This window comes from Collimonas fungivorans (assembly GCF_001584145.1).
Lineage (GTDB): Bacteria > Pseudomonadota > Gammaproteobacteria > Burkholderiales > Burkholderiaceae_D > Collimonas > Collimonas fungivorans.
Genome location: NZ_CP013232.1, coordinates 5,127,206 through 5,153,761 on the forward strand (window position 1 = coordinate 5,127,206; position 26,556 = coordinate 5,153,761).

The 26,556-nt window shown below is 59.9% G+C and carries 22 protein-coding genes and 1 riboswitch; of the genes, 10 read left to right on the forward strand and 12 right to left on the reverse strand.

Annotation, left to right across the window (positions count from 1 at the left end; genetic code table 11):
* Positions 1 to 51: 51 nt before the first annotated feature.
* Positions 52 to 3,687 carry an indolepyruvate ferredoxin oxidoreductase family protein gene (locus CFter6_RS22475; protein ID WP_061541788.1) on the reverse strand — a complete coding sequence of 1,212 codons (3,636 nt, stop codon included), beginning with the start codon at positions 3,685 to 3,687 and terminating at the stop codon, positions 52 to 54.
* Between the two features lie 377 nt (positions 3,688 to 4,064).
* Positions 4,065 to 4,958, reverse strand: coding sequence for a phenylalanine 4-monooxygenase (gene phhA / locus CFter6_RS22480; protein ID WP_061541789.1), 894 nt, complete (start codon positions 4,956 to 4,958; stop codon positions 4,065 to 4,067).
* A 182-nt stretch (positions 4,959 to 5,140) separates the two neighbouring features.
* On the opposite strand from phhA, the gene CFter6_RS22485 reads away from it, so the two are divergent.
* Complete coding sequence (locus CFter6_RS22485) at positions 5,141 to 5,659, forward strand: Lrp/AsnC family transcriptional regulator (RefSeq protein ID WP_061541790.1); 519 nt, start codon at positions 5,141 to 5,143, stop codon at positions 5,657 to 5,659.
* On the opposite strand, the gene CFter6_RS22490 is transcribed toward CFter6_RS22485, so the two are convergent.
* From CFter6_RS22490 to CFter6_RS22505, 4 genes are read right to left on the reverse strand one after another with little or no spacing between them, the layout of a single operon-like run.
* Positions 5,656 to 6,366 (reverse strand): GNAT family N-acetyltransferase, encoded by a 711-nt coding sequence (locus CFter6_RS22490; protein ID WP_061541791.1) that lies wholly within the window; start codon positions 6,364 to 6,366, stop codon positions 5,656 to 5,658. The two genes, CFter6_RS22485 and CFter6_RS22490, sit on opposite strands and share 4 nt — an antisense overlap.
* A 34-nt stretch (positions 6,367 to 6,400) precedes the next feature.
* A complete protein-coding gene (locus CFter6_RS22495; protein WP_061541792.1) occupies positions 6,401 to 7,627 on the reverse strand; it encodes a multifunctional CCA addition/repair protein in 1,227 nt (408 codons plus the stop codon).
* 18 nt (positions 7,628 to 7,645) lie between these two features.
* Positions 7,646 to 8,341, reverse strand: coding sequence for a glutathione S-transferase family protein (locus CFter6_RS22500; protein ID WP_061541793.1), 696 nt, complete (start codon positions 8,339 to 8,341; stop codon positions 7,646 to 7,648).
* A gap of 32 nt (positions 8,342 to 8,373) precedes the next feature.
* On the reverse strand, positions 8,374 to 10,386 hold the full coding sequence (locus CFter6_RS22505) for a lytic transglycosylase domain-containing protein (RefSeq protein ID WP_061541794.1): 2,013 nt from the start codon (positions 10,384 to 10,386) through the stop codon (positions 8,374 to 8,376).
* A gap of 33 nt (positions 10,387 to 10,419) precedes the next feature.
* Here CFter6_RS22505 and CFter6_RS22510 point away from each other — a divergent pair, with 33 nt between their 5' ends.
* Positions 10,420 to 11,016 carry a 5-formyltetrahydrofolate cyclo-ligase gene (locus CFter6_RS22510; protein ID WP_236904448.1) on the forward strand — a complete coding sequence of 199 codons (597 nt, stop codon included), beginning with the start codon at positions 10,420 to 10,422 and terminating at the stop codon, positions 11,014 to 11,016.
* Here the strand turns inward: CFter6_RS22510 and metF are convergent.
* From metF to metK, 5 genes are all read right to left on the reverse strand, one after another.
* Positions 11,011 to 11,865 carry a methylenetetrahydrofolate reductase [NAD(P)H] gene (metF, locus tag CFter6_RS22515; RefSeq protein ID WP_061541796.1) on the reverse strand — a complete coding sequence of 285 codons (855 nt, stop codon included), beginning with the start codon at positions 11,863 to 11,865 and terminating at the stop codon, positions 11,011 to 11,013. The two genes, CFter6_RS22510 and metF, sit on opposite strands and share 6 nt — an antisense overlap.
* Positions 11,866 to 12,210, reverse strand: a complete 345-nt coding sequence (locus CFter6_RS22520; protein ID WP_041742591.1) for a phage holin family protein — start codon at positions 12,208 to 12,210, stop codon at positions 11,866 to 11,868.
* A 62-nt stretch (positions 12,211 to 12,272) separates the two neighbouring features.
* Positions 12,273 to 13,715, reverse strand: a complete 1,443-nt coding sequence (gene ahcY, locus CFter6_RS22525; RefSeq protein ID WP_041742593.1) for an adenosylhomocysteinase — start codon at positions 13,713 to 13,715, stop codon at positions 12,273 to 12,275.
* Positions 13,716 to 13,741: 26 nt separating this feature from the next.
* A riboswitch (S-adenosyl-L-homocysteine riboswitch) is annotated at positions 13,742 to 13,816 on the reverse strand.
* Positions 13,817 to 13,895: 79 nt separating this feature from the next.
* Positions 13,896 to 14,963 carry an AI-2E family transporter gene (locus tag CFter6_RS22530; protein WP_061541797.1) on the reverse strand — a complete coding sequence of 356 codons (1,068 nt, stop codon included), beginning with the start codon at positions 14,961 to 14,963 and terminating at the stop codon, positions 13,896 to 13,898.
* 150 nt (positions 14,964 to 15,113) lie between these two features.
* Entirely contained in the window at positions 15,114 to 16,274 is a 1,161-nt protein-coding gene (gene metK, locus CFter6_RS22535; protein ID WP_061541798.1) for a methionine adenosyltransferase, read from the reverse strand.
* 276 nt (positions 16,275 to 16,550) lie between these two features.
* Between metK and CFter6_RS22540 the strand changes: the two genes are divergently transcribed.
* Genes CFter6_RS22540 through dapF form a run of 3 tightly spaced genes read left to right on the forward strand, consistent with a single transcriptional unit; the run spans position 16,551 to position 19,213 of the window.
* Positions 16,551 to 17,414 carry a lysophospholipid acyltransferase family protein gene (locus tag CFter6_RS22540; RefSeq protein WP_061541799.1) on the forward strand — a complete coding sequence of 288 codons (864 nt, stop codon included), beginning with the start codon at positions 16,551 to 16,553 and terminating at the stop codon, positions 17,412 to 17,414.
* On the forward strand, positions 17,411 to 18,319 hold the full coding sequence (locus CFter6_RS22545; RefSeq protein WP_061541800.1) for an LpxL/LpxP family acyltransferase: 909 nt from the start codon (positions 17,411 to 17,413) through the stop codon (positions 18,317 to 18,319). Before CFter6_RS22540 ends, CFter6_RS22545 begins: the two co-directional genes overlap by 4 nt.
* 24 nt (positions 18,320 to 18,343) lie before the next feature.
* Positions 18,344 to 19,213 (forward strand): diaminopimelate epimerase, encoded by an 870-nt coding sequence (dapF, locus tag CFter6_RS22550; protein WP_061541801.1) that lies wholly within the window; start codon positions 18,344 to 18,346, stop codon positions 19,211 to 19,213.
* Positions 19,214 to 19,216: 3 nt separating this feature from the next.
* On the opposite strand, the gene CFter6_RS22555 is transcribed toward dapF, so the two are convergent.
* The gene (locus tag CFter6_RS22555; protein WP_061541802.1) at positions 19,217 to 20,827 is read right to left on the reverse strand and encodes a tetratricopeptide repeat protein; all 1,611 of its coding nucleotides are present in this window, start codon (positions 20,825 to 20,827) and stop codon (positions 19,217 to 19,219) included.
* Positions 20,828 to 21,246: 419 nt separating this feature from the next.
* On the opposite strand from CFter6_RS22555, the gene CFter6_RS22560 reads away from it, so the two are divergent.
* The 5 genes from CFter6_RS22560 (at position 21,247) to CFter6_RS22580 (ending at position 26,465) form a co-directional block, all read left to right on the forward strand.
* Complete coding sequence (locus tag CFter6_RS22560) at positions 21,247 to 22,365, forward strand: porin (protein WP_061541803.1); 1,119 nt, start codon at positions 21,247 to 21,249, stop codon at positions 22,363 to 22,365.
* Between the two features lie 361 nt (positions 22,366 to 22,726).
* Positions 22,727 to 23,896, forward strand: a complete 1,170-nt coding sequence (locus tag CFter6_RS22565) for a porin (RefSeq protein ID WP_061541804.1) — start codon at positions 22,727 to 22,729, stop codon at positions 23,894 to 23,896.
* A 193-nt stretch (positions 23,897 to 24,089) separates the two neighbouring features.
* Entirely contained in the window at positions 24,090 to 24,764 is a 675-nt protein-coding gene (locus tag CFter6_RS22570) for a DUF484 family protein (RefSeq protein ID WP_061541805.1), read from the forward strand.
* A 30-nt stretch (positions 24,765 to 24,794) separates the two neighbouring features.
* The gene (gene xerC / locus CFter6_RS22575; RefSeq protein WP_061541806.1) at positions 24,795 to 25,769 is read left to right on the forward strand and encodes a tyrosine recombinase XerC; all 975 of its coding nucleotides are present in this window, start codon (positions 24,795 to 24,797) and stop codon (positions 25,767 to 25,769) included.
* A 147-nt stretch (positions 25,770 to 25,916) separates the two neighbouring features.
* Positions 25,917 to 26,465 carry a Fur family transcriptional regulator gene (locus CFter6_RS22580; RefSeq protein ID WP_236904449.1) on the forward strand — a complete coding sequence of 183 codons (549 nt, stop codon included), beginning with the start codon at positions 25,917 to 25,919 and terminating at the stop codon, positions 26,463 to 26,465.
* Positions 26,466 to 26,556: the final 91 nt, after the last annotated feature.

The following is a 26,556-nucleotide window of genomic DNA, read 5'->3' on the forward strand; positions in this document are numbered from 1 at the left end:
AGATATTGATGGGTGCATGAGCGACCCATCAATATCTGCCGGTTCAGCTAACTAAGCAGCAATCGAGCGCGATGCCCCCGCTTTGAGTTCTGGCTCGGGATGGTTGAACTGATTGAGCAACTGCGTTTCCTTGGCGCGTGCTGCCGCCAGGTGCCGTTCCTTGACGTGGCCGTAACCGCGGATCTCTTCAGGAATGCTGGCGATCGCCACAGCAGCGGCCAGGTTATCGGCAGTCAACTGCGGCAACAGGGAAGCAACGATGTCCTTGTAATGAACGATCAGGCCACGCTCTTCCTTGCGCTCAGCCGTGTACCCGAAAACATCCAGGGCGCCGCCGCGCAGGAATTTCAGTTTCGCCAGCAGGCCGAAAGCGCGCATCATCCACGGACCAAATTCCTGCTTGACCAGATGGCCGTGCGCATCGTGCTTGGCCAGCAGCGGCGGCGCCAGATGGAACTTGAGTTTGTAATCGCCTTCGAACATGCCGGCAATCTTGGCCTTGAAAGCGCCGTCGGTATATAAGCGTGCGACTTCATACTCGTCCTTGTAAGCCATCAGCTTGAACAGGTAAGTGGCCACCGCGATGCTCAGGCGCTGCGCTGCGCGCCCGCTCTCGACATGCGGCAACTGCGCTTCGGCGGCCTGCACCTGTTCGACAAATGCGCGGTATTGCTCGGCATAGGCGGCATCCTGGTAAGAGGTCAGGACAGCGACACGGCGCTTGACCAGCTCATCCAGATTCGGCGCGCGCTTGAATTCGATCACTTGCGCCGGCGTATCGCTGAGGCGGGTACGCTTTTCCAGCCCGGCCAGATCGCAAGCCGCGGTGCGGCCCCAGACGAACGCTTGTTTGTTGAAGGCTACCTGCAAGGCGTTCAGTTCAATCGCCCGCATCAGCGAGGCCTCTTGCAACGGTACCCAACCCTTTTGCCAGGCATAACCGAGCATGAACATATTGGTTGCGATGGCGTCGCCCATCAAGGCGGTAGCGATGCGGCCGGCGTCGATGAATTCCACGCGGTCGCTGCCGCACGCCGCACGTATGTCCTGCTCTGCCGCGGCATCGGGGAACTGCCAGTCCGGATTCTTGACGAAAGCGGCGGTAGGCGTGCGGGTAGCGTTGATCGCTGCGTAGGTGCGTCCCTCGCCCATGCGCGACAAGGCGTCGCGGTTGGCGCTGACGATGGCGTCGCAGCCAATCACCAGATCGGCATCGCCGGTGCCGACACGGGTCGAATAGATATCGTCCGGGTGGTCGGCCAGCCGCACATGCGACATCACCGGCCCGCCTTTTTGCGCCAGGCCGCTCATGTCCAGCACCGAACAGCCTTTGCCTTCGACGTGGGCCGCCATCGCCAGGATCTGGCCGATGGTCACCACGCCGGTGCCGCCGATGCCGGTCACCAGTATGCCGAACGGTTTTACCGTATTCGGCAGCACCGGCGACGGCAAGCTGGCCACCGGCGCCGCAGCTGCGGTCGGCGTCGCGGCTATTTTTGCCGGCTTCTTCAAGCTGCCGCCTTCGACCGTGACGAAACTCGGACAGAATCCGGTGACGCAGGAAAAATCCTTGTTGCATGAAGACTGGTTGATCTGGCGCTTGCGGCCGAATTCGGTTTCCAGCGGTTCCACCGACAGGCAATTCGACTGCACGCTGCAATCGCCGCAACCTTCACACACGGCTTCATTGATCACGGCGCGTTTGGCCGGATCCGGATATTCGTTGCGTTTCCGGCGGCGGCGTTTTTCCGAGGCGCAGGTCTGGTCGTAAATCATGGCCGAGCAGCCTTCGATCTCGCGCAGTTCGCGCTGCACGGCATCGAGTTCGCTGCGATGGCGAATCGTCACGCCCGGCGCCCAGTCGACGCTCGAACCGTATTTTTCCGGTTCGTCCGTCACCACGATGATCGGCGTCACGCCTTCCGCCGCGATCTGCCGTGAAATCATGGCCGGATCGAGCGGGCCGTCGAAAGCCTGGCCGCCGGTCATGGCGACCGCATCGTTAAACAGGATCTTGTACGTGATGTTGACCTTGGCTGCGACCGAAGCGCGGATCGCCAGCAGGCCGGAGTGGAAATAAGTACCGTCGCCGAGGTTGGCGAACACGTGCTTTTCCGAGGTAAATGGCGCCTGGCCGACCCAGGTCACGCCTTCGCCGCCCATGTGGGTAAACGTCGACGATTCGCGGTCCATCCACAACACCATGTAGTGGCAGCCGATGCCGGCCAGGCCGCGGCTGCCGTCCGGCAGTTTGGTCGAGGTATTGTGCGGACAGCCGGAGCAGAAATGCGGGACGCGGTCCTTGTTCGGATCGGGCTTGCTGCTGATGTTCAGCAGCGCTTCCTTGGCTTCCAGGTAAGCGACCCGCTGCTGCACCCGCTGCGCCACCGGATGGCCGGCAAAGTATTTCGAAATGCGGGTCGCAATCGCCCTGGCGATCTGCGCCGGATTCAGTTCGTAGGTCGCCGGCAGCAGCCAGTCGCCGTGGCCTTCGCCGCTGCGGTTGCTCCACTCGCCGGTATCGTCGAACTTGCCCACCACGCGCGGCCGCACATCGTCGCGCCAGTTGTACAGTTCTTCCTTGACCTGGTATTCCAGGATCTGGCGTTTTTCTTCCACCACCAGGATTTCTTCCAAACCTTGCGCAAACTCGCGCACGCCTTCCGCTTCCAGCGGCCAGGTCATGCCGATCTTGTACAGGCGGATGCCGATGTCGCGCGCCACGCTTTCGTCGATGCCGAGGTCGGCCAGCGCCTGGCGCGTATCGAGATAGGATTTGCCGGCGGTGATGATGCCAATCTTGGCGACCGGGCTGTCCCAGATGATCTGGTTCAGCTTGTTGACACGCGCATACGCCAGCGCGGCATACCATTTGTAATTGTTCATCCGCGCTTCCTGGCCCAGCACGGTATCCGGCAGGCGGATGTTCAAGCCGTCCGGCGGCAGTTCAAAATCGGTCGGCAAGACAATCTTGACCCGGTCCGGATCAAGGTCGACCGAAGCGCCGGACTCGACCAGGTCGGTCACGCATTTCATCGATACCCACAGGCCGGTATAGCGGCTCATGGCCCAGCCATGCATGCCGTAATCGAGGTATTCCTGCACCGAGGACGGGTACAGCACCGGGATGCCGCAGGCTTTCAGGATATGTTCGCTTTGGTGCGCGGTAGTCGAGGACTTTGCCGCGTGGTCGTCGCCGGCCAGCACCAGCACACCGCCATGCTGGGAAGTGCCAGCCATGTTGGCATGCTTGAAGACGTCGCCGCAGCGGTCGACGCCAGGGCCTTTGCCGTACCACAGGCCGAATACGCCGTCATATTGCGCGCCAGGGAACAGGTTGACCTGCTGCGTGCCCCAGACGCTGGTCGCGGCCAGGTCTTCGTTCATGCCGGGGTGGAACTTGACGTGATGCGCGTCCAGGTATTTTTTAGCCTTGGCCGCGGTCAGGTCGACGCTGCCCAGCGGGGAACCACGATAGCCGGTAACAAAACCGGCGGTGTTCAAACCTGCCAGGACATCGCGTTGCCGCTGCAGCATGGGCAAACGAATAATGGCCTGTGTGCCCGTCATGAAAGCACGGCCACGTTCTAGTGTAAATTTATCATCAAGGGAAATGCCATCAGCTTCAGACGCTTGCGCCGATTGTGTGGGCAGCAAGGCTTGCGCCGATTTGAGTGGTGCGTTCATTCAGTCTCCGTGCCAAAAATTATGTTTTTGATTGCACTGCGTGGAGGTTATCCTACGCGGTAAAACGTCTTCGCCTTGTGGGCAAATCGTCCTGTTTTTTTACTGCTCATTGCGGCTCCCAGATTATCACAAGCGGCTAGTTCCCTCAATGCACGCCGCAACAACTGAATAGGGCAACTGAGCGCGGCGAAATGGGCGTAACAACTGTAACAACTGGTAAATCAAATAGGAATGGGAATCAACCAGGCGTGTAATGGCAACTTGTCTGATGTGGCTGAATACCCTCCCCAGGACCAGCCGCGTCGGGCATTCCTCCCTCTAGTGTTCCCATTATCACTAGTTTGCGGATTCTGCTCTCCCCGGCAGAATCCGCTTTTTTATTTCAACGCCAGGTTGGTTTCGCCAGGCAACAATGTGTTTGCCGGCAACGGTTGCAGCGCCTTCAGCCGCTCGTACATCGGCGTGAAATCCGGCGCCGTGTCGTTGAACAGCTGCTGGAAATCGTCAATCACGAAATAAGTTTCCTGGTAGGAATCGATCTTGTACAAGGTCCGCATCACGCGTTCGACATCGAACGGCAGCCGCAGCGAGGCCGGACTGGTCAGGCAATGTTCGATTTCGCCGCCCGACGACAAGATCCCGGCGCCATAGACACGCAAACCCTCAGGGCTCTGGATCAGGCCGAATTCGACGGTATACCAGTACAGGCGCGCCAGCATGGCCAGGCCGTCCAGTTTCATCGCCTTCAAGGCGCCCTTGCCGTACTCTTGCAGATGGTCGGCGAAAATCGGATTGAACAGCAGCGGCACATGGCCGAAAAAGTCATGGAATACGTCCGGTTCGACGATGTAGTCGAACTCTTCCGGATCGCGCAGCCAGACCGTGACCGGGAAGCGGCGATTGGCCAGGTGCTCGAAGAAAGTATGGTCCGGCACCAGGCCCGGCACCGCCACCAAAGTCCAGCCGGTAGCCTTGAACAGCAGGGCCGAACTGTCTTCGAAGCGCGGAATGCCGTCGCCGATGTTAAGCAGTTCCAGGCTTTCGATGAACACATCGCAAGCCCGTCCCGGGATCAGCTTGGCTTGCCGCTGGTACAGGCGGCGCCATAACGCATGCTGCTCCGGCGTGTAAGCATCCCAATCCTGCTTGACCACGTATTGGGCGTCGATCTTGCTGTAATCCCCGCGCAACGCCGCACCGTCCGATTTTTCGGCGACGGTGGCAAAAAAATCGTCGGTATTGACGCCCATGTTCTTTACCTTTGCATCCATTTTTTCTTTCTTGACGAATTTTCCTGACGAACTTTCCTGACGAACTTTCCTGAATTAAGCACGCCCTGCGCTCCAATACCCACAGTATAAGGCCGAGTTGATGGCAGTTAATTGCAAAATTCGCCCCTCGTGGAAAAATTTGCGCAATAATAATATGAAAATCATTCTCTTTAGGGTCATTTATGCCAACGATTGCAATGGATGCAACAGACCGCAAAATTCTGGCGATCTTGCAGGAGGATGGCCGCCTGAGCAACCAGGAAGTGGCGGAACGGGTCAACCTGTCGCCGTCGCCGTGCCTGCGCCGCATCAAGCAGCTGGAGCAGGCCGGCGTGATACGGCAATACGTGGCGCTGCTGGAGCCCGACAAGATCGGCCTGGGCCTGCTGGCCTACATCAACGTGCGCCTGGAAAAACATAGCGACCCGCAGTACCTCAGCGGCACCAAGGCGGCGGCGCAGCACCAGGCCATGTCGCCGCGCGCCTCTTTTTCCGCTGCGGTCGAGCAGTGGCCGGAAGTGGTAGCCTGTTACGCCATGACCGGTGAAATGGATTTCCTGCTGCGGGTGCACGTGGAAGACATGACGCATTTTTCGCGCTTCATGATGGAGACATTGCTGCGTCATCCGGCGGTGCTGGACGTCAAATCAAGTTTTGCCCTGCAGCGAATTAAAGATACGACGGCGCTGCCTCTGCTTTAGTCGCGCTTAATGCCGGGCAAGCTGCCCAGCCATTTCAGCGCGGCGCGCAAGTTCGCCTTGAGCGTGTAATCGAGCGTCGCCACCTGTTCCTGCATGGCTTCCTGCAATACGCTGGCCGGATTGGCCGGCGGCAGCTTCAGGTAAGCATCGGCCTCGCCGTAATCGCGATGGATGGCCATGCCGGCTTTCTTGGCGATGTGCATCATCACCTTGTTCGACGACAGGCAGTGCATGTACAAGGTATCGATATCGACGTTGCGGCAACGGATCGCAGCCCGTTCAAACAAGCGGCTGCCGACCCCCATGCCGCGTGCCGAGGCAGCCACCGAGACGCCGAATTCGGCTATCCGTTCCTTGCTGGTGGAAGCGCTTACCGAGGGCAGCGCTGCGCGCGGCGCAAACGCCAGGTGGCCGACGCCGAGCAAGCGCAATTTGCGGTCGTAGACGCCAAACACCGTGTCGCGCGAGAAATCGATATTTTCGACATAACGGCTAAGCAGCTCATCCGACAATACCGAACCGAAGCGCAGCAGGCGATCGCCGCTGCTCAATGCCAGGAAATGGCGCAGTAAACGCCTGCGGGCGCGGCGCGACAATTCCTTGACGAAAATGGTTGGCCGCGATGCCTTGCTTTTGTCCGGACCGGCGCTGCCGGTTTTGCCCGGCGCCTGATTTGCGCTACCTGCCTTGGCATCTGTAGTTGTCATCCCGGCTTTCCCTTTCGGACAAGCTTATCTCGGATCATGAATGCTGTGCTTGCACTACCTGCTCAACCATTTCGACCCGCGCTGCATGGATCGCTTCGGGTATCCGTTGCGGCTGCTGCTGGAACATGCCGGCGATCACGCCGGCATTGACCGATTGCGCCGCCTTCAAGGCGGCTTGCAGGTATGCGAGCTGCGGAAATGGCTTGCCGGCGTAACCGGTCCGGCCGCGATAGTCGCATTCGGTAGCGCGCAGCATGTCGATGAAGCGCTGCGGTTTACGAAAGGCGTCGCAACGGCCCAGCAGGTTGACGATAGTGTTCGCGCGCAGCTCGAATGCACGGCCGACATTGCCATGTTCGCGCGCCGTCATCAACGCCAGGTCGCGCGCCTCGCCCGGCACCTTGAGGCGCTGGCAAACCCGCTCCACCAGCTCCACGCCCAACCCTTCATGACCGTGATGGCTAGGCCAGCCCGCGGCCGGCGTCGCGCCTTTGCCGAGATCATGCACCAATGCGGCAAAGCGCACCGGCAACGCATAATTTTCGCCGGCAGCAGTATCGACCACCATCATCACGTGTACGCCAGTGTCGATTTCGGGATGATATTTTTCCGGCTGCGGAATGCCCCACAAGACATCCAGTTCCGGCAGGATGCGCGCCAGCGCCCCACAGGCGCGCAAGACCTCGAACATGCGCGACGGCCGGGTTTCCATCAGGCCGCGCGCCAGTTCCTGCCAGACCCGTTCCGGCACCAGCGCGTCAACCTCGCCGGCAGCCACCATGCGCTGCATCAGTGCATTGGTTTCCGGCGCTACCGTAAAGCCGGTAAAGCGCGCGGCAAACCTGGCGACGCGCAAGATGCGTACCGGATCTTCGGCGAAGGCTTCGGAGACATGGCGGAATATCCGGTCTTGCAAATCCTGGCGGCCGTTGAACGGATCGGCCACGGCGCCGTCCTCGGCGCGGGCGATGGCGTTGATGGTCAGGTCGCGGCGCACCAGGTCCTGCTCCAGCGTGACATCGGGATCGGTATGGAACACAAACCCCTTGTAGCCGGGCGCGGTCTTGCGTTCGGTGCGCGCCAGCGCATATTCCTCGTGGGTATGTGGGTGCAGGAACACCGGAAAATCCTTGCCGACCGGGCGGAACCCCTGCGCCAGCATGTCGTCCGGCGTAGCGCCGACCACCACGTAGTCGCGGTCTTTGACCGGGAGTCCGAGCAACTCGTCGCGCACCGCGCCGCCGACTGCAAAAACTTTCATGATTGGGATTGAACCTTGTTAATCCGGCAGTACTTCGGTTTCCGCCAGCGCTTCCTGCATCCAGCGCGCCACGGCAGGATGGGCTTGCACCCGGTCGGCGTAGGCTTGCAAGGCAGGCGCCAGCGACACGCCGTAGCTGCGGAAACGCATCACCACCGGCGCAAAATAGGCGTCGGCAATCGAGAAAGCGCCAAACAGGAATTGATGGTGGCCGAATTCGGACAAGCAGGTTTCCCAGATTTCAACCACCCGCGCAATGTCGGCCTGGGCCCCGGCCGTGCGGCCGTATCCCGGCTTGTGGGCGCGGATATCCATCGGCATGTCTGAGCGCAGCGCCGCGAAGCCGGAATGCATTTCCGCGCATATCGAACGGGCGGTGGCGCGCGCCAGCAAGTCTTGCGGCCACATGCCGAGATCGGGAAACTGCTCGGCCAGGTATTCGCAAATCGCCAGCGAATCCCAGATCGCCGTCTCGCCCACCATCAGGATCGGCACCCGGCCGCTGGCCGAATAGCGGCCGATCCGGTTTGCGGTGTCGGCCTGGCGCAGCAGGATCTTGAGCTCTTTGAACGGAATGCCGAAAGCGGTCATCGCCACCCATGGCCGCATCGACCATGATGAATAATTCTTGTTGGCGATCACCAGCAGCAAACCGTCCGCGCCGGCTTTTTGCAAAGCGGCGGAAAGACTGGGATCAAGCTCGGTGGTTTGCATAAGTCACTCCGGATTCCGCATTCTATGCCATATCAAGGCAGGGCCGATTCAACAAATCCCTTGGGCGCGACGGTGCCTAGCCGCGCCTTCAGGGATTGCGGCTTGCCGTCGAACAAGGCGGCGTAATAGGTCGCGTTGGACAACACGTTCTTGACATAACCGCGGGTTTCGCTGAACGGGATCGATTCCGCAAAAACCGCGCCTTCGACCGTGCCCGGCAAGGTCGAACGCCAGGCGCGCGGCCGGCCGGGACCGGCGTTGTAGGCCGCCGACGCCAGCGCTTGCGAGCCATCCAGGTCGGCCAGCACCATGCTCAGGTAATTGGTGCCCAGCAGGATGTTGGTGTTGACGTCGGATATCTGGTCGTTGGTGAAGCCGCTCAAGCCGATCTTTTTGGCCACCCAGCGCGCCGTCGCCGGCATCACCTGCATCAGGCCGCTGGCGCCGACATTCGAGCGCGCGCTCCGGATAAAACGCGACTCCTGCCGGATCAGACCGTAGACCCAAGCCATGTCGAGCCCCAGGTTCTGGGTATTGGTGGTCATCACATCGCGGTGGGGCGAGGGGAACCGCTGGTTGAAATCGACTTCAACCTTGGTGCGGTCGGAAGTATTCACCATGCGGTCCAGGACATTGTTCTGGCGGGCGAATTCGGCCGCCGTCAGCAGTTGGCGATCAGTCATCTTGCGCAACTCCCAGTTCCACTCGCGCACGCCTTCGAAACGCAGGTTCATGTCAAAAAACCGCAACGCGCGGCGGAACCCTTGGTTATTTGCCATCGGCGCCATTTCCGCCGGGCTGAAGGCCTGGCTGGAAGAAACCGCAATGATTTTCTGGCCCAGCTCTTCCAGCGCCAATTGGCCGTAGAAGTTGGTCTGGTCGGCGATCGACTGGAACTGCTGCTGCGCCTGCTCGGATTTGCCCTGGGACTGGTCGGCCCGGGCTTGCCAGTAGACCCAGGCCGGATCGCTGCGCAAAGCTTCCGGCATCGCCTCGACGCCGCTGCGCACCAGCTTCCAGTCGCCGGCGCGCAACGCGGAACGGACGCGCCACTGATAGGCGTCGCCCGACAATACCGCATTGCTCTTTACCTGGCGCCAATAGTCGATGGCCTGCGGTTCCAGCTTGAGCGCCGACTGCAGCGCCACCTGCGCCCATGCCAGCGAGCGCTCGGACGAAGTCAGCTGGTCAGAGCCGGCGCTCAGCGCCGCCGCTGCGCGGCCGCTATCGTTCTTGGCTACCCGCCCCAAGGCGAGGATGAACAATTCGTGGTTGCTGCGGCCGGCGCCCGGACCGCGCGCAAGCACCAGCGCCGATTTATCGATGGCTTGCGCCACCTGGGAATCGTCGGCGTCGATGTACGGCGTCATGCGGCGCGCAACGCCGGCAAAACCGGCTTCTACCGCTTGCCGGATCTGGAACCAGACATCGTCGGCGCTGAACTGGCCGTTTTGCGCCAGCATGCCGATCAGCCCGGTGCAACCCTGGCCGTAATCCTTGGGCGTAGTCAGCAAGGCGCGTGCTTCATTGGCGACATTGACGCCTTTCAAGGCGGCCGAGGTCAGCGCATAACATTTCAGCTGGGTATCGTCGTCGAGGACAAATTTCGGATATTGCTCGTCGAAGGTGTTCCAGTCGCCGGCCTTGCCCAGTTCCAGCAGCCAGTCATTGCGCAAGCGGTCGGCGATCGCACTGCCGTCGTAGCGCGCCAGGTAGTCGCGGATATCCGACTGCGGCGCCACCAGGTCCTTGATCAGCGGTTTCAGGCGGTAATAATCGACATAGGAAGGAATGTCATAATCACTTAAAGTAGCAGCCAGCAGCTCTGCTTTATCCGCATTGTTGGCGCGGGCGGCATCGCGCAGGGCCAGGAAACTGTCATCCTGGCCGGCGTAGCTGGCTGCGGTGGCGCCGTTTGCGGAACGTTTCTGGGCATAAGCAGCGCTTGTCATCACAGCGGAAGAAGCCACGGCGACGGCGATGACAACAAGCCATTTGTTTTTGAACTGCGTTTTGAACCGCGTTTTAAACTGCGTATTAAACATATAACTGCCAACCTTATTTTACGAGTGCGAACGATGACGTCTAGCATAGCATGTGATGCCAGGGATGCAACACCTGGACCGGACAAAGCGCAGCTGCGGCGTACCTTGCTGGCAACGCGGCAGGCTATCGACCCGGCGCACCGGCGCGATTGGGATGCGGAACTTGGAAAACGGGTGATCGCCTGGGCGATCGGCTGGGGCCAGGCGCATCCAGACAGCACGCTGGGCGTCTATTGGCCGATCCGTGGCGAACCCGATTTGCAACCTGCCTATGCCGAACTGGCGGCGCGTGGCATGCGCCTGGCGCTGCCGGTAGTGATTGGCGTCGACAGCCCGCTGCGCTTTGTCGGCTGGAGCCCGGGTGAAGCCATGGTCAAGGATAGTTTCGGGGTCGCCATACCGGCCAGCTATGTGACCGTCATGCCGCAGGCCTTGCTGATTCCCTGCGTGGGTTTTAACCGGAACAAGATACGGCTGGGTTACGGCGGCGGCTTTTACGACCGCACGCTGGCGCCGCTGGCGCGTCCGCAGACAGTCGGCATCGCCTACTCCTGCACACTGGCGGAATTTGACGGCGCAGCGCACGATATCGCGCTGGACGCCGTCATCACTGAAGCGATGAGTTTATAACTTGAGGCGCTGCCAGATGGCGATGGTCGCCGGCGATTGGTTCAGCGTGTAGAAATGCAGGCCGGGCGCGCCGCCCGCCAGCAAACGTTCGCACAGCTGGGTCACCACATCCAGGCCGAAGGCCCGGATCGAATCGCTATCGTCGCCGTAGCTGGCGAGCTTGAGGCGGATCCAGCGCGGGATCTCGGTGCCGCACATGTCTGAAAAACGCATCAGCTGCGAATAATTGGTGATCGGCATGATGCCTGCGATCACCGGCACCGCAGCACCCAGTTTCTGCGCTTCGTCGACAAAGCGGAAATACGCATCGGCATTGTAGAAATACTGCGTGATGGCGCCGTTGGCGCCCGCCTTCACCTTGCTGACAAAACGCTGCACGTCGTCTTGCGGCGACTTCGCCTGCGGATGCATTTCAGGATAGGCTGCGACTTCGATATGGAACCAGTCGCCGGTTTCGGCACGGATGAATTCCACCAGCTCATTGGCGTAACGGAATTCGCCGGAAGAAATATCCATCGCGCCGTAACCGCTCGGCAAATCGCCGCGCAACGCTACCAGGCGCTTGATGCCATGGTCCTTGTATTGCGTCAGGATGGTCCGCAGCGATTCGCGCGAACTGCCCAGGCAGGACAGATGCGGCGCTGCCTCGTGGCCTTCGCCGCGGATGTCGAGCACGGTGTCCAGCGTACCCTTCTGGGTCGAGCCGCCGGCGCCGAAGGTGACAGAAAAATACCGCGGATGCAGCTCGGCCAGCTTGGCGCGCGTCACCCGCAGTTTTTCCGCGCCCTCGGGTGTCTTGGGCGGAAAAAACTCAATGCTGAAATTCTTTTGGGCGTTTTTTTGTGACATCTAATTCTTCTTCAATAGCAAGGTGGACAGCGCCCACGAAACGATGCTGTACAAGATGGCGCCGCCGACCGCAGACCAGAAACTGGCCACGTAAAACCCGCTCACCAGGTGCGACACCAGCCAGAACATCAGGCCGTTGATGATGAAGATGAACAAACCCAGCGTCAGCAAGGTCGCCGGCAAGGTCAGCAGCAGCAGGATCGGACGGATCAGGGTATTGACGAAACCCAGCACCAGCGCCGCGATCAGCGCCGCGCCGAAACTGGCGAACTGCACCGAATGCATGAGATACGGCACCGCCAGCAGGGCCAGGGTATTGATCAGCCAGGTAATCAGTAAGCGCATCGTGTGTTCCTCTTGATGTTGCAGGATCTGCGCATCGACGCTTGCCGATGCGCAGCCGGCGATTAGTAGCGGTAATGTTCCGGCTTGTAAGGACCGGTTTGTTTGACGCCGATGTAAGCAGCCTGCTCTTCGGTCAAGACCGACAGCTGCGCATTCAGCTTTTTCAACTGCAGGCGCGCGACTTTTTCATCCAGGTGTTTCGGCAAGGTATAGACGCCGACCGGGTAGGCCTTGGTGTTGACGAACAATTCGATCTGGGCGATGGTCTGGTTGGCGAACGACGAGCTCATCACGTAGGACGGATGGCCGGTGCCGCAACCCAGGTTGACCAGGCGACCTTCAGCCAGCAGGATGATGCGCTTGCCGTCCGGAAAAATGATGTGGTCGACTTGCGGCTTGATGTTTTCCCAGGTGTACTGCTTCAGCGCGGCGACTTCGATTTCGTTGTCGAAGTGGCCGATGTTGCAGACGATTGCCTGGTCCTTCATCTTTTGCATGTGGGCATGGGTGATCACATGGTAGTTGCCGGTGCAGGTGACGAAGATGTCGCCGTGCTCGGCCGCATATTCCATGGTCACCACGCGATAGCCTTCCATCGCCGCCTGCAGGGCGCAGATCGGATCGACTTCAGTCACCCAGACCTGCGCCGACAGCGCGCGCATGGCTTGCGCCGAACCCTTGCCGACGTCGCCGTAACCTGCGATCACGGCAACCTTGCCGGCGATCATGACGTCAGTCGCACGCTTGATGCCGTCGACCAGCGATTCGCGGCAGCCGTACAGGTTGTCGAACTTGGACTTGGTGACCGAATCGTTGACGTTGATTGCCGGGAACGCCAGCTTGCCTTCCTTGTGCATCTGGTACAGGCGATGCACGCCGGTAGTGGTTTCTTCGGTCACGCCCTTGATCTGGGCCAGGCGGGTCGAATACCAGTTTGGCGCAGTCGCCAGCTTTTTCTTGATGGCGTTGAACAGGCAGATTTCTTCTTCCGAGCCCGGATTGTTCAGGACCGAAATATCTTTTTCCGCACGGGTGCCGAGATGCAGCAGCAGCGTTGCATCACCACCGTCGTCCAGGATCATGTTGGCTTGCTGTTCGCCCGGCCATTCGAAAATGCGGTGCGTGAAATCCCAATAGTCGTCCAGCGATTCGCCCTTGAAGGCGAACACCGGGGTGCCGGCGGCAGCAATCGCGGCGGCGGCGTGATCCTGGGTCGAATAGATATTGCAGGATGCCCAGCGCACCTTGGCGCCCAGTGCTTCCAGGGTCTGGATCAGCACTGCGGTCTGGATCGTCATGTGGATCGAACCGGTGATGCGTGCGCCCTTGAGCGGCTGGGCGGCGGCGAATTCTTCACGGATCGCCATCAGACCCGGCATTTCGGTTTCGGCGATCTTGATTTCCTTGTCGCCCCAGGCGGACAAGCTGATATCGGCGACCACGTAATCGTGGCTGGTGGAAGTTGTCGAGGAATGTGTAGATGCGTTCATGACTGCGGCGTTCATCACGCCCTCCTTTCGTTAGAAAAAAAGTAACGTGAGCGCAGTTGCAAAATGACTGTACCAAGCCTGGCAGACCATGTCTGTCGCAACGCTCCTTGGATACGAGCCGCCATTTTAAAGCAAACGGCAAGCTTTCGGCTAGCTGAAGCGCGTATTCCGGCTATCTCGCTTGGCGAATAAACCTCAGACCCAGCCCATTTCGTGCAACTCGCTCTTGATATAGGCATAGTAAATCGGCGCCGCCACCAGTCCCGGCAAGCCGAACGCGGCTTCGGTCAGGACCATCACCAGCAGCAACTCCCAGCTGCGCGCATTGATTTGCGAGCCGACGATGCGCGCGTTCAGGAAATATTCGAGCTTGTGGATCACGACCAGGAATACCAGCGCCGCCAGCGCCACATAGATAGATACCGACAAGGCCACCAGCACGATCAGCGTATTCGAGATCAGGTTGCCTATCACCGGCAGCAGGCCCGCCAGGAAAGTGACGACGATCATGGTCTTGGTCAACGGCAGGTGGATGCCGCCGAGCCGCAGCACCACCAGCAGGAAGATCGCCGTCAGGGTGGTGTTCAGCAGCGAAATCTTGACCTGGGCGAACACCACGCGGCGAAACGCATCCGCCAGCAGCTGCGCCCGTCCCAGCAATTCGGCCGCCAGCGGCTGCAGCAACGGCATCGGATGGGCGGCGTTCAAGGCCACCATGGCGCCCAGCACCATGCCCACCAGCACGTGGACGAATACCTGCACCGCTTCCTTGCCGGCCAGTTGCACTTCGCCGCGATGCGATTGCAGCCAATCGCTGATGATTTCGCGGATGTCGTCGATATCGTCCGGCAGGTATTGCTGCAGCCAGGCTGGCAGCTGGGTGCGGGCCTGGTCCACCACTACCATCAGCTTCCCTTGCAGCACCTGGATGCGGTCGGGGCCACCGTGGAAAAAAGCCGCCAGGCCGACTATCGCCAGCGTCAGCGCGCCGATGATGATCGCAGACAGGAACACTACTGAAATCAGGTGTGCGCGCTGGCTGGTCAGGCGGCGCTGCACCAGCGGCGTCAACGCGCGCACCAGCTCGTATACCAGCAGGCCGGCCAGCAGCGCAGTCAGCATGTGCAAGGTCATCACCAGGAACAACGCAGTGAGCGCAACCAGCCAGGCAGCCAGGCGGAAACGCGGCAAGGTGGTCACCACGGGACGCAGAGGCGGACGATCGGCGGATGAATCGGAAACGGATTGGGGGGCGGAGGCCATGGCGGACTTGTTTCTTTTATCGTAGTCACTGAGGTGGTCAGTGTAGCAAGTCGCCACCATCGTGCAAAGCACGATTCTGGCATCGCCGACGTTTGGTCCGGCATGGCGGGGAAAGGGAACATCCATCCCCGCCATGCCGGCAGGCGGCAATTACAGGGCGGCAGCTTTCAAGGCAGCGGCCTTGTCGGTGCGTTCCCAGGTGAATTCCGGCTCTTCGCGGCCGAAATGGCCGTAGGCTGCGGTCTTCTGGTAGATAGGGCGCAGCAGGTCCAGCATCTGCACGATGCCTTTAGGGCGCAGGTCGAAATGCTCCAGCACCAGCTGCGCCAGTTTTTCGTCGCTGATCTTGCCGGTGCCGAAGGTGGTCACCATCACCGAAGTCGGCTTGGCGATGCCGATGGCGTACGACACCTGGATCTGGCAGCGGGTGGCCAGGCCGGCGGCCACGATGTTCTTGGCGACATAACGACCGGCATAAGCTGCCGAACGGTCGACCTTGGACGGGTCCTTGCCGGAGAATGCGCCGCCACCGTGGGGCGCTGCGCCGCCGTAGGTGTCGACAATGATCTTGCGCCCGGTCAGGCCGCAATCGCCTTGCGGGCCGCCGATGACAAAACGGCCGGTCGGGTTGATCAGGTAGCGGGTATTCTGCAGCCACTCCTTCGGCACCACCGGTTTGATGATTTCCTCGATCGCCGCTTCTTCGATCGCCTTGTGCTGCATGTCCGGCGCATGCTGGGTCGACAGCACCACGGTGTCGATCGCCACCGGCACGCCATCGACGTATTTCAGCGTGACTTGCGATTTTGCATCCGGACGCAGCCATGGCAAGCGGCCATCCTTGCGCAACTGCGACTGGCGTTCGACGATCCGGTGCGCGTAATAGATTGCGGCCGGCATCAGTTCCGGCGTTTCGTCGCAGGCATAACCGAACATCAGGCCCTGGTCGCCGGCGCCCTGGTCAAGATCGATGCCCTTGCCTTCATCCACGCCCTGGGCGATGTCCGGCGATTGCTTGTCGTAGCCGACCAGCACCGAGCAGCTCTTGTAGTCGATGCCGTAGTCGGCGTTATCGTAGCCGATACGCTTGATGGTTTCGCGCGCGACGGCGATGTAATCCACGTTGGCAAAGGTGGTGACTTCACCCGCCAGCACGACCAAACCGGTATTGCACAAGGTTTCGGCGGCGACCCGCGCTTGCGGGTCCTGGGTAAAGATGGCGTCGAGGATGGCGTCGGAGATCTGGTCCGCGACTTTGTCGGGATGACCTTCAGAAACGGATTCGGAAGTGAAGAGGTACTCATGTGCCATAACAGGCTCCTACAAAAAAACAGTGGTGACCATGTCGCAGTCAAACCTGTTGAGCCTGCGACGCTTTAGCGAAATTTGTATTCCGCCTCGCAAGTTGTCTATTAACTCGGCGGATAATGCTAATTACTATATATTAAGATAATTCCTGCAAGCAATCTATCGGCTTCCAAAAACACCTTGCAACCATATTCGGTTTTGAAACTATTATGCTATTTTACGCCTCTTGAAAAAAATCGGCAAAATCCACCCTCTTTTAGCTCTCGATGAGCTCCTCCAATGCTTGTAATACTCTTCCGCCTGCTGTCGACACTCCCTCTATTTTTCCTGCATGCAATAGGGACGCTGGGCGGCTGGCTGGTCTACCTGGCCTCGGCTTCGTACCGCGGAAAATTGAAAGACAACCTGTTCCGGGCCGGCTATCAGGCGGCTTTGCCGCAGGCCATCAGTGAATCCGGCAAGAGCATGTTCGAGCTGCCGTTCATCTGGTGCGCCGCGCCGCAACGGGTGCTGCGCACCGCCGCCATCGAGAACTGGGAGCTGGCGCAAGCGGCGCTGGACGCCAAGACCGGGGTGATCTTCCTGACCCCGCACCTGGGCTGTTTTGAAATCATCGCCCAGGCGATCGCCACCAAGACCCCGCTTACCGCGCTGTACCGGCCGCCGCGCAAAGCCGCGCTCAAGCCCTTGATCGAAGGCGCGCGCGGACGGCACAACCTGCTGCTGGCTCCGGCCAACCTGGCAGGCGTGCGCACCCTGTTCAAGGCGCTCAAGAAGGGCCAGGCGATCGGCCTGCTGCCGGACCAGGTGCCGCAAAACGGCGAAGGCATCTGGGCCGATTTTTTCGGACGCCCGGCCTACACCATGACGTTGCCGGCCAAGCTGCAGCAGATGAGCGGCGCCCCGATTATCCTGTCTTACGCTGAACGTTTGCCGTTCGGGCGCGGCTATGTGATCCGCTTCGTGCCTTTCGATGAAACCCCCGGCCACACACCCGAGCAACGCACGCTGGCCATCAACCTGGCCATGGAGAAGCTGATCGCACGCTGCCCGGCACAGTACATCTGGAGCTACAACCGCTACAAGACGCCGCCCGGAGTCGTGGCGCCGCCGGCATCGGCCGCACAGGAGCCGCAAGCATGAGGGCCCTGCTCGGCTTGCTGTGGCTGGCGCATTTCCTGCCGCTGTGGATCCTGGGTCCGGTCGGCGAAGCCTTGGGCTCGCTGCTGTTCGTCATCATGAAACCGCGGCGGCACATCACGCTGACCAACCTGCGGCTGTGTTTTCCGAACATGACGGAAGCCGAGCGCGTGGTGCTGGCGCGCCGCCACTTCCAGGCTTACTCGCGCAGCGTGATGGAGCGCAGCGTGTTGTGGTGGGCTTCGGAGAGTCGCCTGCGGCGGCTGATCAAGATCGAATCCGACTTGCCGCTCAGCACGCTGCAGGCCGGCCCCACCATCCTGCTTTGCCCGCATTTCGTCTGCCTGGAAATTCCCGGCATCGCCCTGGTGCTGAATTCCTCGCTGTCGATCTGCACCATCTACACGCGCCAGCAAGATGCAGTGACCGATGCCGCGCTGCTGAAAGGCCGTTCGCGTTTCCGTCCGGTCAAGCTGTTTACTCGCGAACAAGGCGTCAAACCCATCATCCGCGCCATGCGCGAAGGTTTTCCCTTCATCATGCTGCCCGACATGGACTTCGGTTTGAAGGATGCAGAGTTTGTGCCGTTTTTCGGCATCCCGACGGCGACGCTGACCGCTACCGCCCGCATTGCCGCCGCCACCAAAGCCAGCGTGGTGCCGATGATCGCGACTTTCCTGCCTGGCTACAAGGGCTGGAAAGTGACCTTCTACCCGGCCTGGGAAAATTATCCGGGCGACGACATGACGGAAGCCACGCGCCGCATGAACGCATTTATCGAAGCCCGCATCCTGGAAGCGCCGGCAGAATATTTCTGGGCACACAAACGCTTCAAGACGCGTCCCCCGGGGCAGGCTGACGTCTATTCCCCGGCAGCGCCGGAGCAGGCCGACACTGCTGCGCGCTAGCGCCGTTTCCATCATAATGGGCGCATGAAACTCAAATTCACAAAAATGCACGGCGCCGGCAATGATTTCGTCGTGATCGACGCGATTCACCAGCATGTCGATTTCACTCCGGCGCAGTGGCAGCGCCTGGGCGACCGCCGTTTCGGCGTGGGCGCGGATCAAATGCTGGTGGTGGAAAAATCGCAGGCCGACGGCGTCGATTTCCGCTACCGGATTTACAACGCCGATGGCGGCGAGGTTGAACAATGCGGCAACGGCGCCCGCGCCTTCGTCAAATTCGTCACCGACAAGGGCCTCACCAGCAAGCGCGCGATCCGGGTGGAAACCATGTCCGGCATCATCGAGCCAAGGCTGGAAGACGACGGCCGCATTACGGTAGATATGGGCGCGCCTGTCCTGGCGCCGGCCGCGGTGCCGTTCGACGCCAGCAACCTGGACAGCCGGACGATGGGCGAAGATGCGCTCTGGCCGCTGGATGTCCAGGGCAAACAGGTATGGATCTCAGTGGTGTCGATGGGCAACCCGCATGCGGTGCAGGTAGTCGAGGACAGCGAGGCGGCGCCGGTGCTGGTCGACGGTCCGCTGATAGAACATCACCCGCGCTTTCCACGGCGGGTCAATGCCGGCTTCATGCAAGTCGTCGATCGCCACAGCATCAAGCTGCGCGTATTCGAGCGCGGCGCCGGCGAAACCCTGGCCTGCGGCACCGGCGCCTGCGCTGCGGTGGTTGCCGGCATCCGGCGCGGCCTGCTGGACTCGCCGGTGGCGGTGCAGACCCATGGCGGCGAATTGTCGATCGCCTGGGCTGGCGGACAGCAGGCGGTCATGATGACCGGTCCGGCAGTATCGGTATTCGAGGGTGAAATCGAGATCGCTGCGGCTGATCAAGCGTAAGCGTTAAAGGACTTCATCTGCTTCCGCCGCTGCGGACGGCACCGCAGTCTTGAAGCGGTACAGACGCTGCCGATAATTGCCTTCAGGTCCGTTCGGACCGCAATCCACATCTTCAAACAGGCGGGCGATCCGGGTCAGGGCCTGGCGCTCGTCGCCGGTCTGGATCAGTATCAAACGGCGTTTGCTGCGCGCATAGTGGGCGCGGATATCTATCACCAGGCAATGGCCGCAATCGGCCTGGTTCAAATCCAGCAGCAAAGCCTCGGGCCGGCTCAAACCGAACAACACGGCCAGTTCGATCCGTGCGGCCAGGAACGGGTGCGCCTTGACTTGTTCACGCGTCAGTTGCTGCTTGGCTGCTTCCGCCCAGGCCGCCGGCTGTGCGCTGTCGGCGATTCTCGCCAGCAGGTTGGCCGCTTCGCCGCTGCCTTGCGCCGCCGCTTTTTGCAGCCAGTAGACCGCGCGCACGTCGTTGGCAAGTTTTTCGCGCCGGTTGCGCCAGGCGCTCAACCCACATTCCAGCTGCGCCGCGCAATGCCCCATTTCGGCAGCGTGTTCCAGATGGCGCTGCATATCGACCAGGTTGCGCTGCGAAAACTCCGACTTCAGGTAGATGCGCGACAAGGCATACCAGGCATCCGCCAATCCGGCTTCGCCGGCCAGCGTCAGCCAGCGGATTGCTTTTTTATAATTGGCAGACCCGGTCCCCACCAGCAGACGTTCGCCGTCGCTGTTCATGCGGGCGTACCACAGGCCCAGCGCCAGCTGCGCAGCCTTGTCGTCGCCATACGCGGCCAGTTCCAGAAACTGCTGCACCTCGGCTGCATCGAAGCTGTCGCTGGTCTGCAGCACTTGGGCGCTGCGGAGCAACAAGGACAGGTTTTCTTCTCCTAACTGGCGCGCCAGGGTTTCCGACGGTACGTTCAACTGCGCCAGGATATCGGCATACTGTTCCGACAACGCCCTCGCCAGCGGCAACGCTCTTTCCAGGAACACCGGCCAGTCGGCTTTTTCCCAAGCCAGTTGCGCCAGCGACTGCTGCGCCTGCATCACGCCGGCGTCGGCTGCACGCGCGGTCCATTTCAGGGTCGCGTCTTGCTCCGGCTTGGACTCAGTCTGAGTCTCAGACTGAACCCCGGCCAGCTGCTCGCTTGGCGCCGCGCGGCCTGGCGGCGGCGCGCTATCGGCATGCTGCGCCAGCAGCCATTGCGCTTCGGCGATGCCGCCGTGTGCAGCGGTTTCCAAAGCCTTGATAGCTTTGCCGTGCAAGCCCGGCAGTACTTGCAGATTGCCGTCTTCGCGATTCAGCACCAATTGCGCCAGCACCAGGCCCGCCTGCATCAGGCCGGCGTCAAAAGCGCGTTCATACCAGACGCAAAGCGCCAATGGATCGCTCGCCGCTTCAGCCACCTCCAGCGAAATATGACGGCCGATCAGCATCCATGCTTCGGATTCTTGTTGTTGTGCGGCGCGATCCAGCCAGTGCAGCGCCGTCGACAAGCTTTGCGGCAAACCATTGCCGCCGAATAAATAGCGCTTGCCTAGGGCCAGCTGTGCGGCAGCTTGCCCGGCACGCGCCGCGCGAATAATCGCCAGGTCTTCACGTTTAGCCATAAATGCTCATTACCAAAACGTAAATTATCCTCGATAAATACATGAAATTTTGTTTTTGCTTAATTTTTACAATATGTGAATCTTCTACGCAACACAAGTGCCCTGCGGACGGAGGTGCCCAGAGGATGCTGCGCTCCGGCTCGCGTCAAACATCGAAGGACAATTCCTACAACTTCGCTTAAATTGTGTCAAAAATGGTCAATTCAACTTAACAATCAAAAAAATCGAGGCCAGCGCAAACTTTTTTCTTGATAAGCGTAGTAAAAATACAACGAATTTACCGGATACATGCAGTTTTGACAAATTTATAAATCCACAACAAACCAAACTGCAAGAAGTCCGGGCAACTGCCTTTAAGGTTCAATCCTCCGACAAGACGTACGGATGCTTAAGACCGTTTTCTATTTAAAGGACGTCAAATGAAAAAATCACTAATCGCACTGACAGTACTCGGCGCAATCGCAGGTGCAGCACAAGCTCAAAGCTCCGTCACCATCTACGGTACCGTTGATGCTGGCGTCACCTACTCCAACAACAATGTTCCAGCTGGCAACGTGGATGCAAACAGCCGCCTGGGCGGCAGCAAGTTCGGCGTAGGCTCCGGCAACATCGATACTTCGCGTATCGGCTTCAAAGGTGTGGAAGATCTAGGCGGCGGCCTGAAAGCCCTGTTTCAACTGGAAGCTGGCTTCAATACCGACACCGGCGGTTTCGAACAAGACAAGTCCCTGTTCAACCGTAAATCGGTAGTCGGCCTGGGCGGCAACTTCGGTAGCGTATTGCTGGGCCGTCAGTCGGACGTCCTGGACGACTACGGTCACCAGTACACTTCAGTCAAGGACTTCGGCAATTTCGTCGGCAGCCCGCACGTCGGCGACCGCCTGGAAGGTTCGCGTACCCAGAATTCGATCCGCTATAACTCGCCAAGCTTCAGCGGCGTTACAGCCAGCGCCATCTATGGCTTCGGCGAAGAAGCAGGCGCCAATTCCAACGGCCAAGCCTTCGGCGGCGGCGTTGCCTATGACAACGGCCCATTGGGCGCGTACCTCGGCTATTACCAGTCGAAGGCAGGCAAGAACTCTGCCGACACCGCGCCACTGTTCCAGTTGAACACTGTCAAAGAAGGCGACACCATGAACAAGACCTTCAGCCTGGGCGCTAGCTACCAGGCTGGTCCAGCCCGCCTGTATGGCAACTGGTCGCGCATCAATGTTCCTGAGCAATACAAGCAGAACATTTTCGAACTAGGAACCGACTACGCCCTGAGCGCTCCGCTGCATCTGCTGGCTTCGGTGCAGCACACCCAGTACTCGCTGGATGGCAACACTGAAGGCAACAGCTCCAAGCCGCAAGTAACCCAAGTCAACCTGGGCGTGGATTACTACCTGTCCAAGCGTACCGATCTGTACACCCTGGCATCCTACGCCAAGGGCAAGAACGGTGCGCCAGTCGGTGACTATGCAAACCCCGCCGTGCAGAACGACGCTGGCAAGAGCAACCAGACTGCTGTTGCAGTCGGCATCCGCCACAAGTTCTAATATAAGTTAGCCGCCTGGCGGCAAAGCTTGTTTTTGCAATACCTCCCGGGCGGCCGTACCGCCCGGGGCTTTTCACCAGCCCTGGCAAAAAGCCTGATATCAGTTACGCAACATGCGTAATTGCCAAATTACAAATCCGCATATCCCAATTTGCGCAAGTCTGAGCCGCCACAAGCGTTGCTCACGCCCTTCCCTGCCTGTCACAAAAATACAACACAATTAACAATCTTCTTCAATTTCGACCAATTTATAGCATCACAGGAAACCAAACCGCCAGCATAGCCAGCGAGACACCTTAATGTTCATCCATCCGGCAAGATGTACGGATCCTTAAGACAGTTTTCTAAATAAAGGACGTCAAATGAAGAAATCACTAATCGCACTGGCCGTACTCGGCGCAATCGCAGGTGCAGCACAAGCTCAAAGCTCCGTCACTATCTACGGTATCGTTGATACTGGCATCGTTTACACAAGCAAAGCTCTGACATCGACCGGCGACACCGGCAGCAAATTCGGCATCAACTCCGGCATCATCCAAGGCTCGCGCCTGGGTTTCAAGGGCGTTGAAGATCTGGGCGGCGGTCTGAAGGCTCTGTTCCAATTGGAAGCTGGTTTCAACAACGACACTGGCGGCCTGCAAGGCGACAAGGGTACAACTACTCTGTTCCGTCGTAAGTCGGTAGTCGGTCTGGGCGGCAACTTCGGTTCCGTTCTGCTGGGTCGTCAAACTGACATCCTGGACGACGTCAGCCAATGGACTTCGGTTCAAGACTTCGGTGGCGTAACTGGTTCCGTCGGTCATAACCTGGACCGTTTGGAAGGTACACGCACCAACAATTCGATCCGTTACAACACTCCAGACGTATCCGGTTTCACTGGTAGCCTGATCTATGGCTTCGGCGAAACAGCTGGCCAAACTTCGGCTGGCCAATCGTTCGGCGCTGGCGGTCAATACGCTAACGGTCCTCTGGGTCTGTTCGCTGCTTACTACCAATCGAAACTGGGTTCGACATCCAGCGACACTTCGCTGATCAACGGTTCGCAAGTAGCTAACTTCTCCGGCAAATCCGGCGACACAGCTCTGAAGACATTCAGCATCGGTGCTAGCTACCAAGCTGGTCCAGCACGTCTGTACGGTAACTGGTCGCGCGTCAAGCAGCCTTTGGCTACTAGCTCGAACTCGGCTACTACCGGTATCCTGCAACCAGGCAGCTTCACAGTTGGCAGCTTCAACAACACCAAGGCTGACATCTTCGAACTGGGCGTGAACTACGCTGTTACAGCTCCTCTGCACCTGCTGGCTAGCGTTCAATACAACAAGCTGACATTTGCTGATGCTGGCGCCGACAAGGGCAAGCTGACCCAATTCAACCTGGGTACAGACTACTTCCTGTCGAAGCGTACTGACCTGTATGCTTTCGTTTCGAACCTGCGCGCTAAGGATGCTGTCAATCCAGGCGTCTACGGCGACAGCCTGGGCGACACTGGCAACCAGACAGCAGTTGCTGTTGGTATCCGCCACAAGTTCTAATTTAAGCTGGCCGAACCCGCGGCAGCAAGCGGGCAAGGTTGCTTGACTAGAGATGTAAAAGGCCCACATGGCTTGCCATGTGGGCCTTTTTTATTGTCCGCCCGGCAGGCGGCTCAGGTTGTCATGCACCGGCATAGCGGTGTACCCTTGATCATTCTCTTTTTTCATCACCGATTTCATCACCGATACGCACATGAGCCTCCAACTTGATCCCGATACTGTCGCCCAATATCTGATCGACTCTCCCCATTTTTTTGAAGAACATGCCGAACTGCTGGCCAAGATCCGCCTCAGCAGCCCTTTGCTCGGCCGCGCCGTTTCGCTGCAAGAGCGGCAAATGGAAGTGCTGCGCGAAAAAATCAAGGTGCAGGACCTGCGCCTGGCCGACATGATGCGCAACGCCCAGGAAAACGATGCAAGCTCGCACAAGCTGCACGCCTGGACCCGCAGCCTGCTGCTGGCGCGCAATGACGTTGACTTGCCGCACACTCTGGTCGACGGCCTGCGCACCAGTTTTGGCGTGCCCCAGGCCACCTTGCGCCTGTGGGGCGTGGCCGAGGATTATTCGCATACATGGTTTGCCGCGGAAGCTTCCGAGGACGCCAAGATTTTCGCCAATGGCTTGAGCCTGCCGTTTTGCGGCAGCAACAATGACTTCGAAGCGGCCGCCTGGCTGGAGCATGACGTCCAGTCGGTCGCCATGCTGCCCTTACGCAACACCAGCAGCGGCGCCGCCGTCTCGGCAACCTTCGGCCTGCTGGTGCTGGGCTCGCCCGATCCGCAACGCTTCAGCGCCGACATGGCCACCGATTTCCTGGTGCAGATTGGCGAGACCGCAAGCGCGGCGCTGGCCTGCTTGCTCGAATAACTCGAATAAGCCCGCGAACATGCACAGATCATGAGCGCCGACGCCAACCAGGCTTACCTCAGCGGCTATCTGGACAGCCTGGCGGGCCAGCGCCAGTTGTCAGCGCATACCATCAGCAACTACGGCCGCGACCTGAGAGAACTGGCAAGCCTGACGCAAGCATTAGGCAACAACTGGCAGTTCGCCGCCGTGACCCATTTCCACATCCGCAAATTTGCCGCGCAATTGCATTCGCGCGGTTTGAATCCCAGCTCGATTGCACGCAAGCTGTCGGCCTGGCGCGGTTTTTTCGAATGGCTGGCGGAGCAGACCACGCTCGCCAGCAATCCCGTCGAAGGCGTCAAGGCGCCCAAGCGCGCCAAACCGCTGCCGAAAGCGATGGCGGCGGATGACGCGATACACCTGGTCGCTAGCGGCAACCCGCTGGCCGATGCCGGCTCCAGCATGGCGCTGTGCAACCAGGCTATGTTTGAATTGCTGTATTCCAGCGGCCTGCGGGTTTCGGAACTGGCCGGGTTGGACCTGCGCTATAGCCGCCAGGCAGACCACGAATCGGCCGGCTGGATCGACCTTGACGCCGCCGAAGTGACGGTCACCGGCAAAGGCGGCAAGAAACGCAGCGTGCCGGTAGGAAAACCGGCGATACAAGCGATTGCAGCCTGGCTGCCGCAACGCGCGGCCCTGCTCAAAAGCGACCAGGGCGAGCATGCGGCAGCCTTGTTCCTGACCGAACGCGGCACCCGCGTCTCGCCGCGCGTGATCCAGTTGCGCCTGAAACATCATGCACAGTCGCTCGGCATCGCCAGCAATGTGCATCCCCATGTGCTGCGCCATTCATTCGCCTCGCACATGCTGCAGGGTTCAGGCGACTTGCGGGCCGTGCAAGAACTGCTGGGACATGCGTCGATTGCCGCCACCCAGGTCTACACCTCGCTTGATTTCCAGCGCCTGGCGCAGGTGTATGACGCCGCCCACCCGCGGGCAAAAAAAATCACCGACAAATAACGCACATGCAACTCGCATGCAGCAAGCGCTTGAAAGGCCAATTTGAAACTCAAATATGCAACTGAATTGCATTTCAGGCATAATTGAGGCCTTAGCTATCCATATCGCACTATGAACCCAGGCCCAAAATCCAAATCTGCCGCGACCATGGCCGCCGCCAGCTCCCGCCCGCATGCGGCAGCATTGGCCGAGGCGCAGCTGCGCGAGGTCGCACTGCGCATTACCCCTGCCCGCATCAAGGTACTGGCCGCCCTGCTGGAAGCGCGTTGCGCTTTTTCCCATCAAGACATGCAAGACCAGTTTACCGAAATGGACCGGGTGACCTTGTACCGGGCCCTCGATTGCCTGACGGACGCCGGCCTGGCGCACAAGATCGCCGGCGACGACCGCGTATTCCGCTATAGCGCCGGCACCGAACACAGCGAAGCCAGCCATTCCGGCCACGCGACCCAGCACCAGCACGGCCATTTCAAGTGCACCCGCTGCGCCAAGGTGTTCTGCCTGGACGGCAGCGGCGACGCCGGTTTCCTCGACAGCATGCTGTCGCTAGGCGACAGCCATGCCGGCAGCACCACCACGCCCGCCAAACTGCGCAAACAGCTGCAGCAAGCCTTGCAAGACACGCTGGGCAAAGGTTTCCAGGGTCATGAGATCGAACTGACCATCAAGGGCTGGTGCGCAGACTGCACACATTGATTTGCAGCAGCGTGCAGCAGCACAGCAACGACTGGTCCAGCCGACCTCTCCCGCGCATTGTCTCAACCCCATATCGTTTTTTATTTTTCCG

Coding starts and splice junctions, on each gene's coding strand:
- CFter6_RS22475 (WP_061541788.1), bottom strand. CDS start 3,687: ATGAACGCACCACTCAAATCGGCGCAAGCCTTGCTGCCCACACAATCG.
- phhA (WP_061541789.1), bottom strand. CDS start 4,958: ATGGATGCAAAGGTAAAGAACATGGGCGTCAATACCGACGATTTTTTT.
- CFter6_RS22485 (WP_061541790.1), top strand. CDS start 5,141: ATGCCAACGATTGCAATGGATGCAACAGACCGCAAAATTCTGGCGATC.
- CFter6_RS22490 (WP_061541791.1), bottom strand. CDS start 6,366: ATGACAACTACAGATGCCAAGGCAGGTAGCGCAAATCAGGCGCCGGGC.
- CFter6_RS22495 (WP_061541792.1), bottom strand. CDS start 7,627: ATGAAAGTTTTTGCAGTCGGCGGCGCGGTGCGCGACGAGTTGCTCGGA.
- CFter6_RS22500 (WP_061541793.1), bottom strand. CDS start 8,341: ATGCAAACCACCGAGCTTGATCCCAGTCTTTCCGCCGCTTTGCAAAAA.
- CFter6_RS22505 (WP_061541794.1), bottom strand. CDS start 10,386: ATGTTTAATACGCAGTTTAAAACGCGGTTCAAAACGCAGTTCAAAAAC.
- CFter6_RS22510 (WP_236904448.1), top strand. CDS start 10,420: ATGACGTCTAGCATAGCATGTGATGCCAGGGATGCAACACCTGGACCG.
- metF (WP_061541796.1), bottom strand. CDS start 11,865: ATGTCACAAAAAAACGCCCAAAAGAATTTCAGCATTGAGTTTTTTCCG.
- CFter6_RS22520 (WP_041742591.1), bottom strand. CDS start 12,210: ATGCGCTTACTGATTACCTGGCTGATCAATACCCTGGCCCTGCTGGCG.
- ahcY (WP_041742593.1), bottom strand. CDS start 13,715: ATGAACGCCGCAGTCATGAACGCATCTACACATTCCTCGACAACTTCC.
- CFter6_RS22530 (WP_061541797.1), bottom strand. CDS start 14,963: ATGGCCTCCGCCCCCCAATCCGTTTCCGATTCATCCGCCGATCGTCCG.
- metK (WP_061541798.1), bottom strand. CDS start 16,274: ATGGCACATGAGTACCTCTTCACTTCCGAATCCGTTTCTGAAGGTCAT.
- CFter6_RS22540 (WP_061541799.1), top strand. CDS start 16,551: ATGCTTGTAATACTCTTCCGCCTGCTGTCGACACTCCCTCTATTTTTC.
- CFter6_RS22545 (WP_061541800.1), top strand. CDS start 17,411: ATGAGGGCCCTGCTCGGCTTGCTGTGGCTGGCGCATTTCCTGCCGCTG.
- dapF (WP_061541801.1), top strand. CDS start 18,344: ATGAAACTCAAATTCACAAAAATGCACGGCGCCGGCAATGATTTCGTC.
- CFter6_RS22555 (WP_061541802.1), bottom strand. CDS start 20,827: ATGGCTAAACGTGAAGACCTGGCGATTATTCGCGCGGCGCGTGCCGGG.
- CFter6_RS22560 (WP_061541803.1), top strand. CDS start 21,247: ATGAAAAAATCACTAATCGCACTGACAGTACTCGGCGCAATCGCAGGT.
- CFter6_RS22565 (WP_061541804.1), top strand. CDS start 22,727: ATGAAGAAATCACTAATCGCACTGGCCGTACTCGGCGCAATCGCAGGT.
- CFter6_RS22570 (WP_061541805.1), top strand. CDS start 24,090: ATGAGCCTCCAACTTGATCCCGATACTGTCGCCCAATATCTGATCGAC.
- xerC (WP_061541806.1), top strand. CDS start 24,795: ATGAGCGCCGACGCCAACCAGGCTTACCTCAGCGGCTATCTGGACAGC.
- CFter6_RS22580 (WP_236904449.1), top strand. CDS start 25,917: ATGGCCGCCGCCAGCTCCCGCCCGCATGCGGCAGCATTGGCCGAGGCG.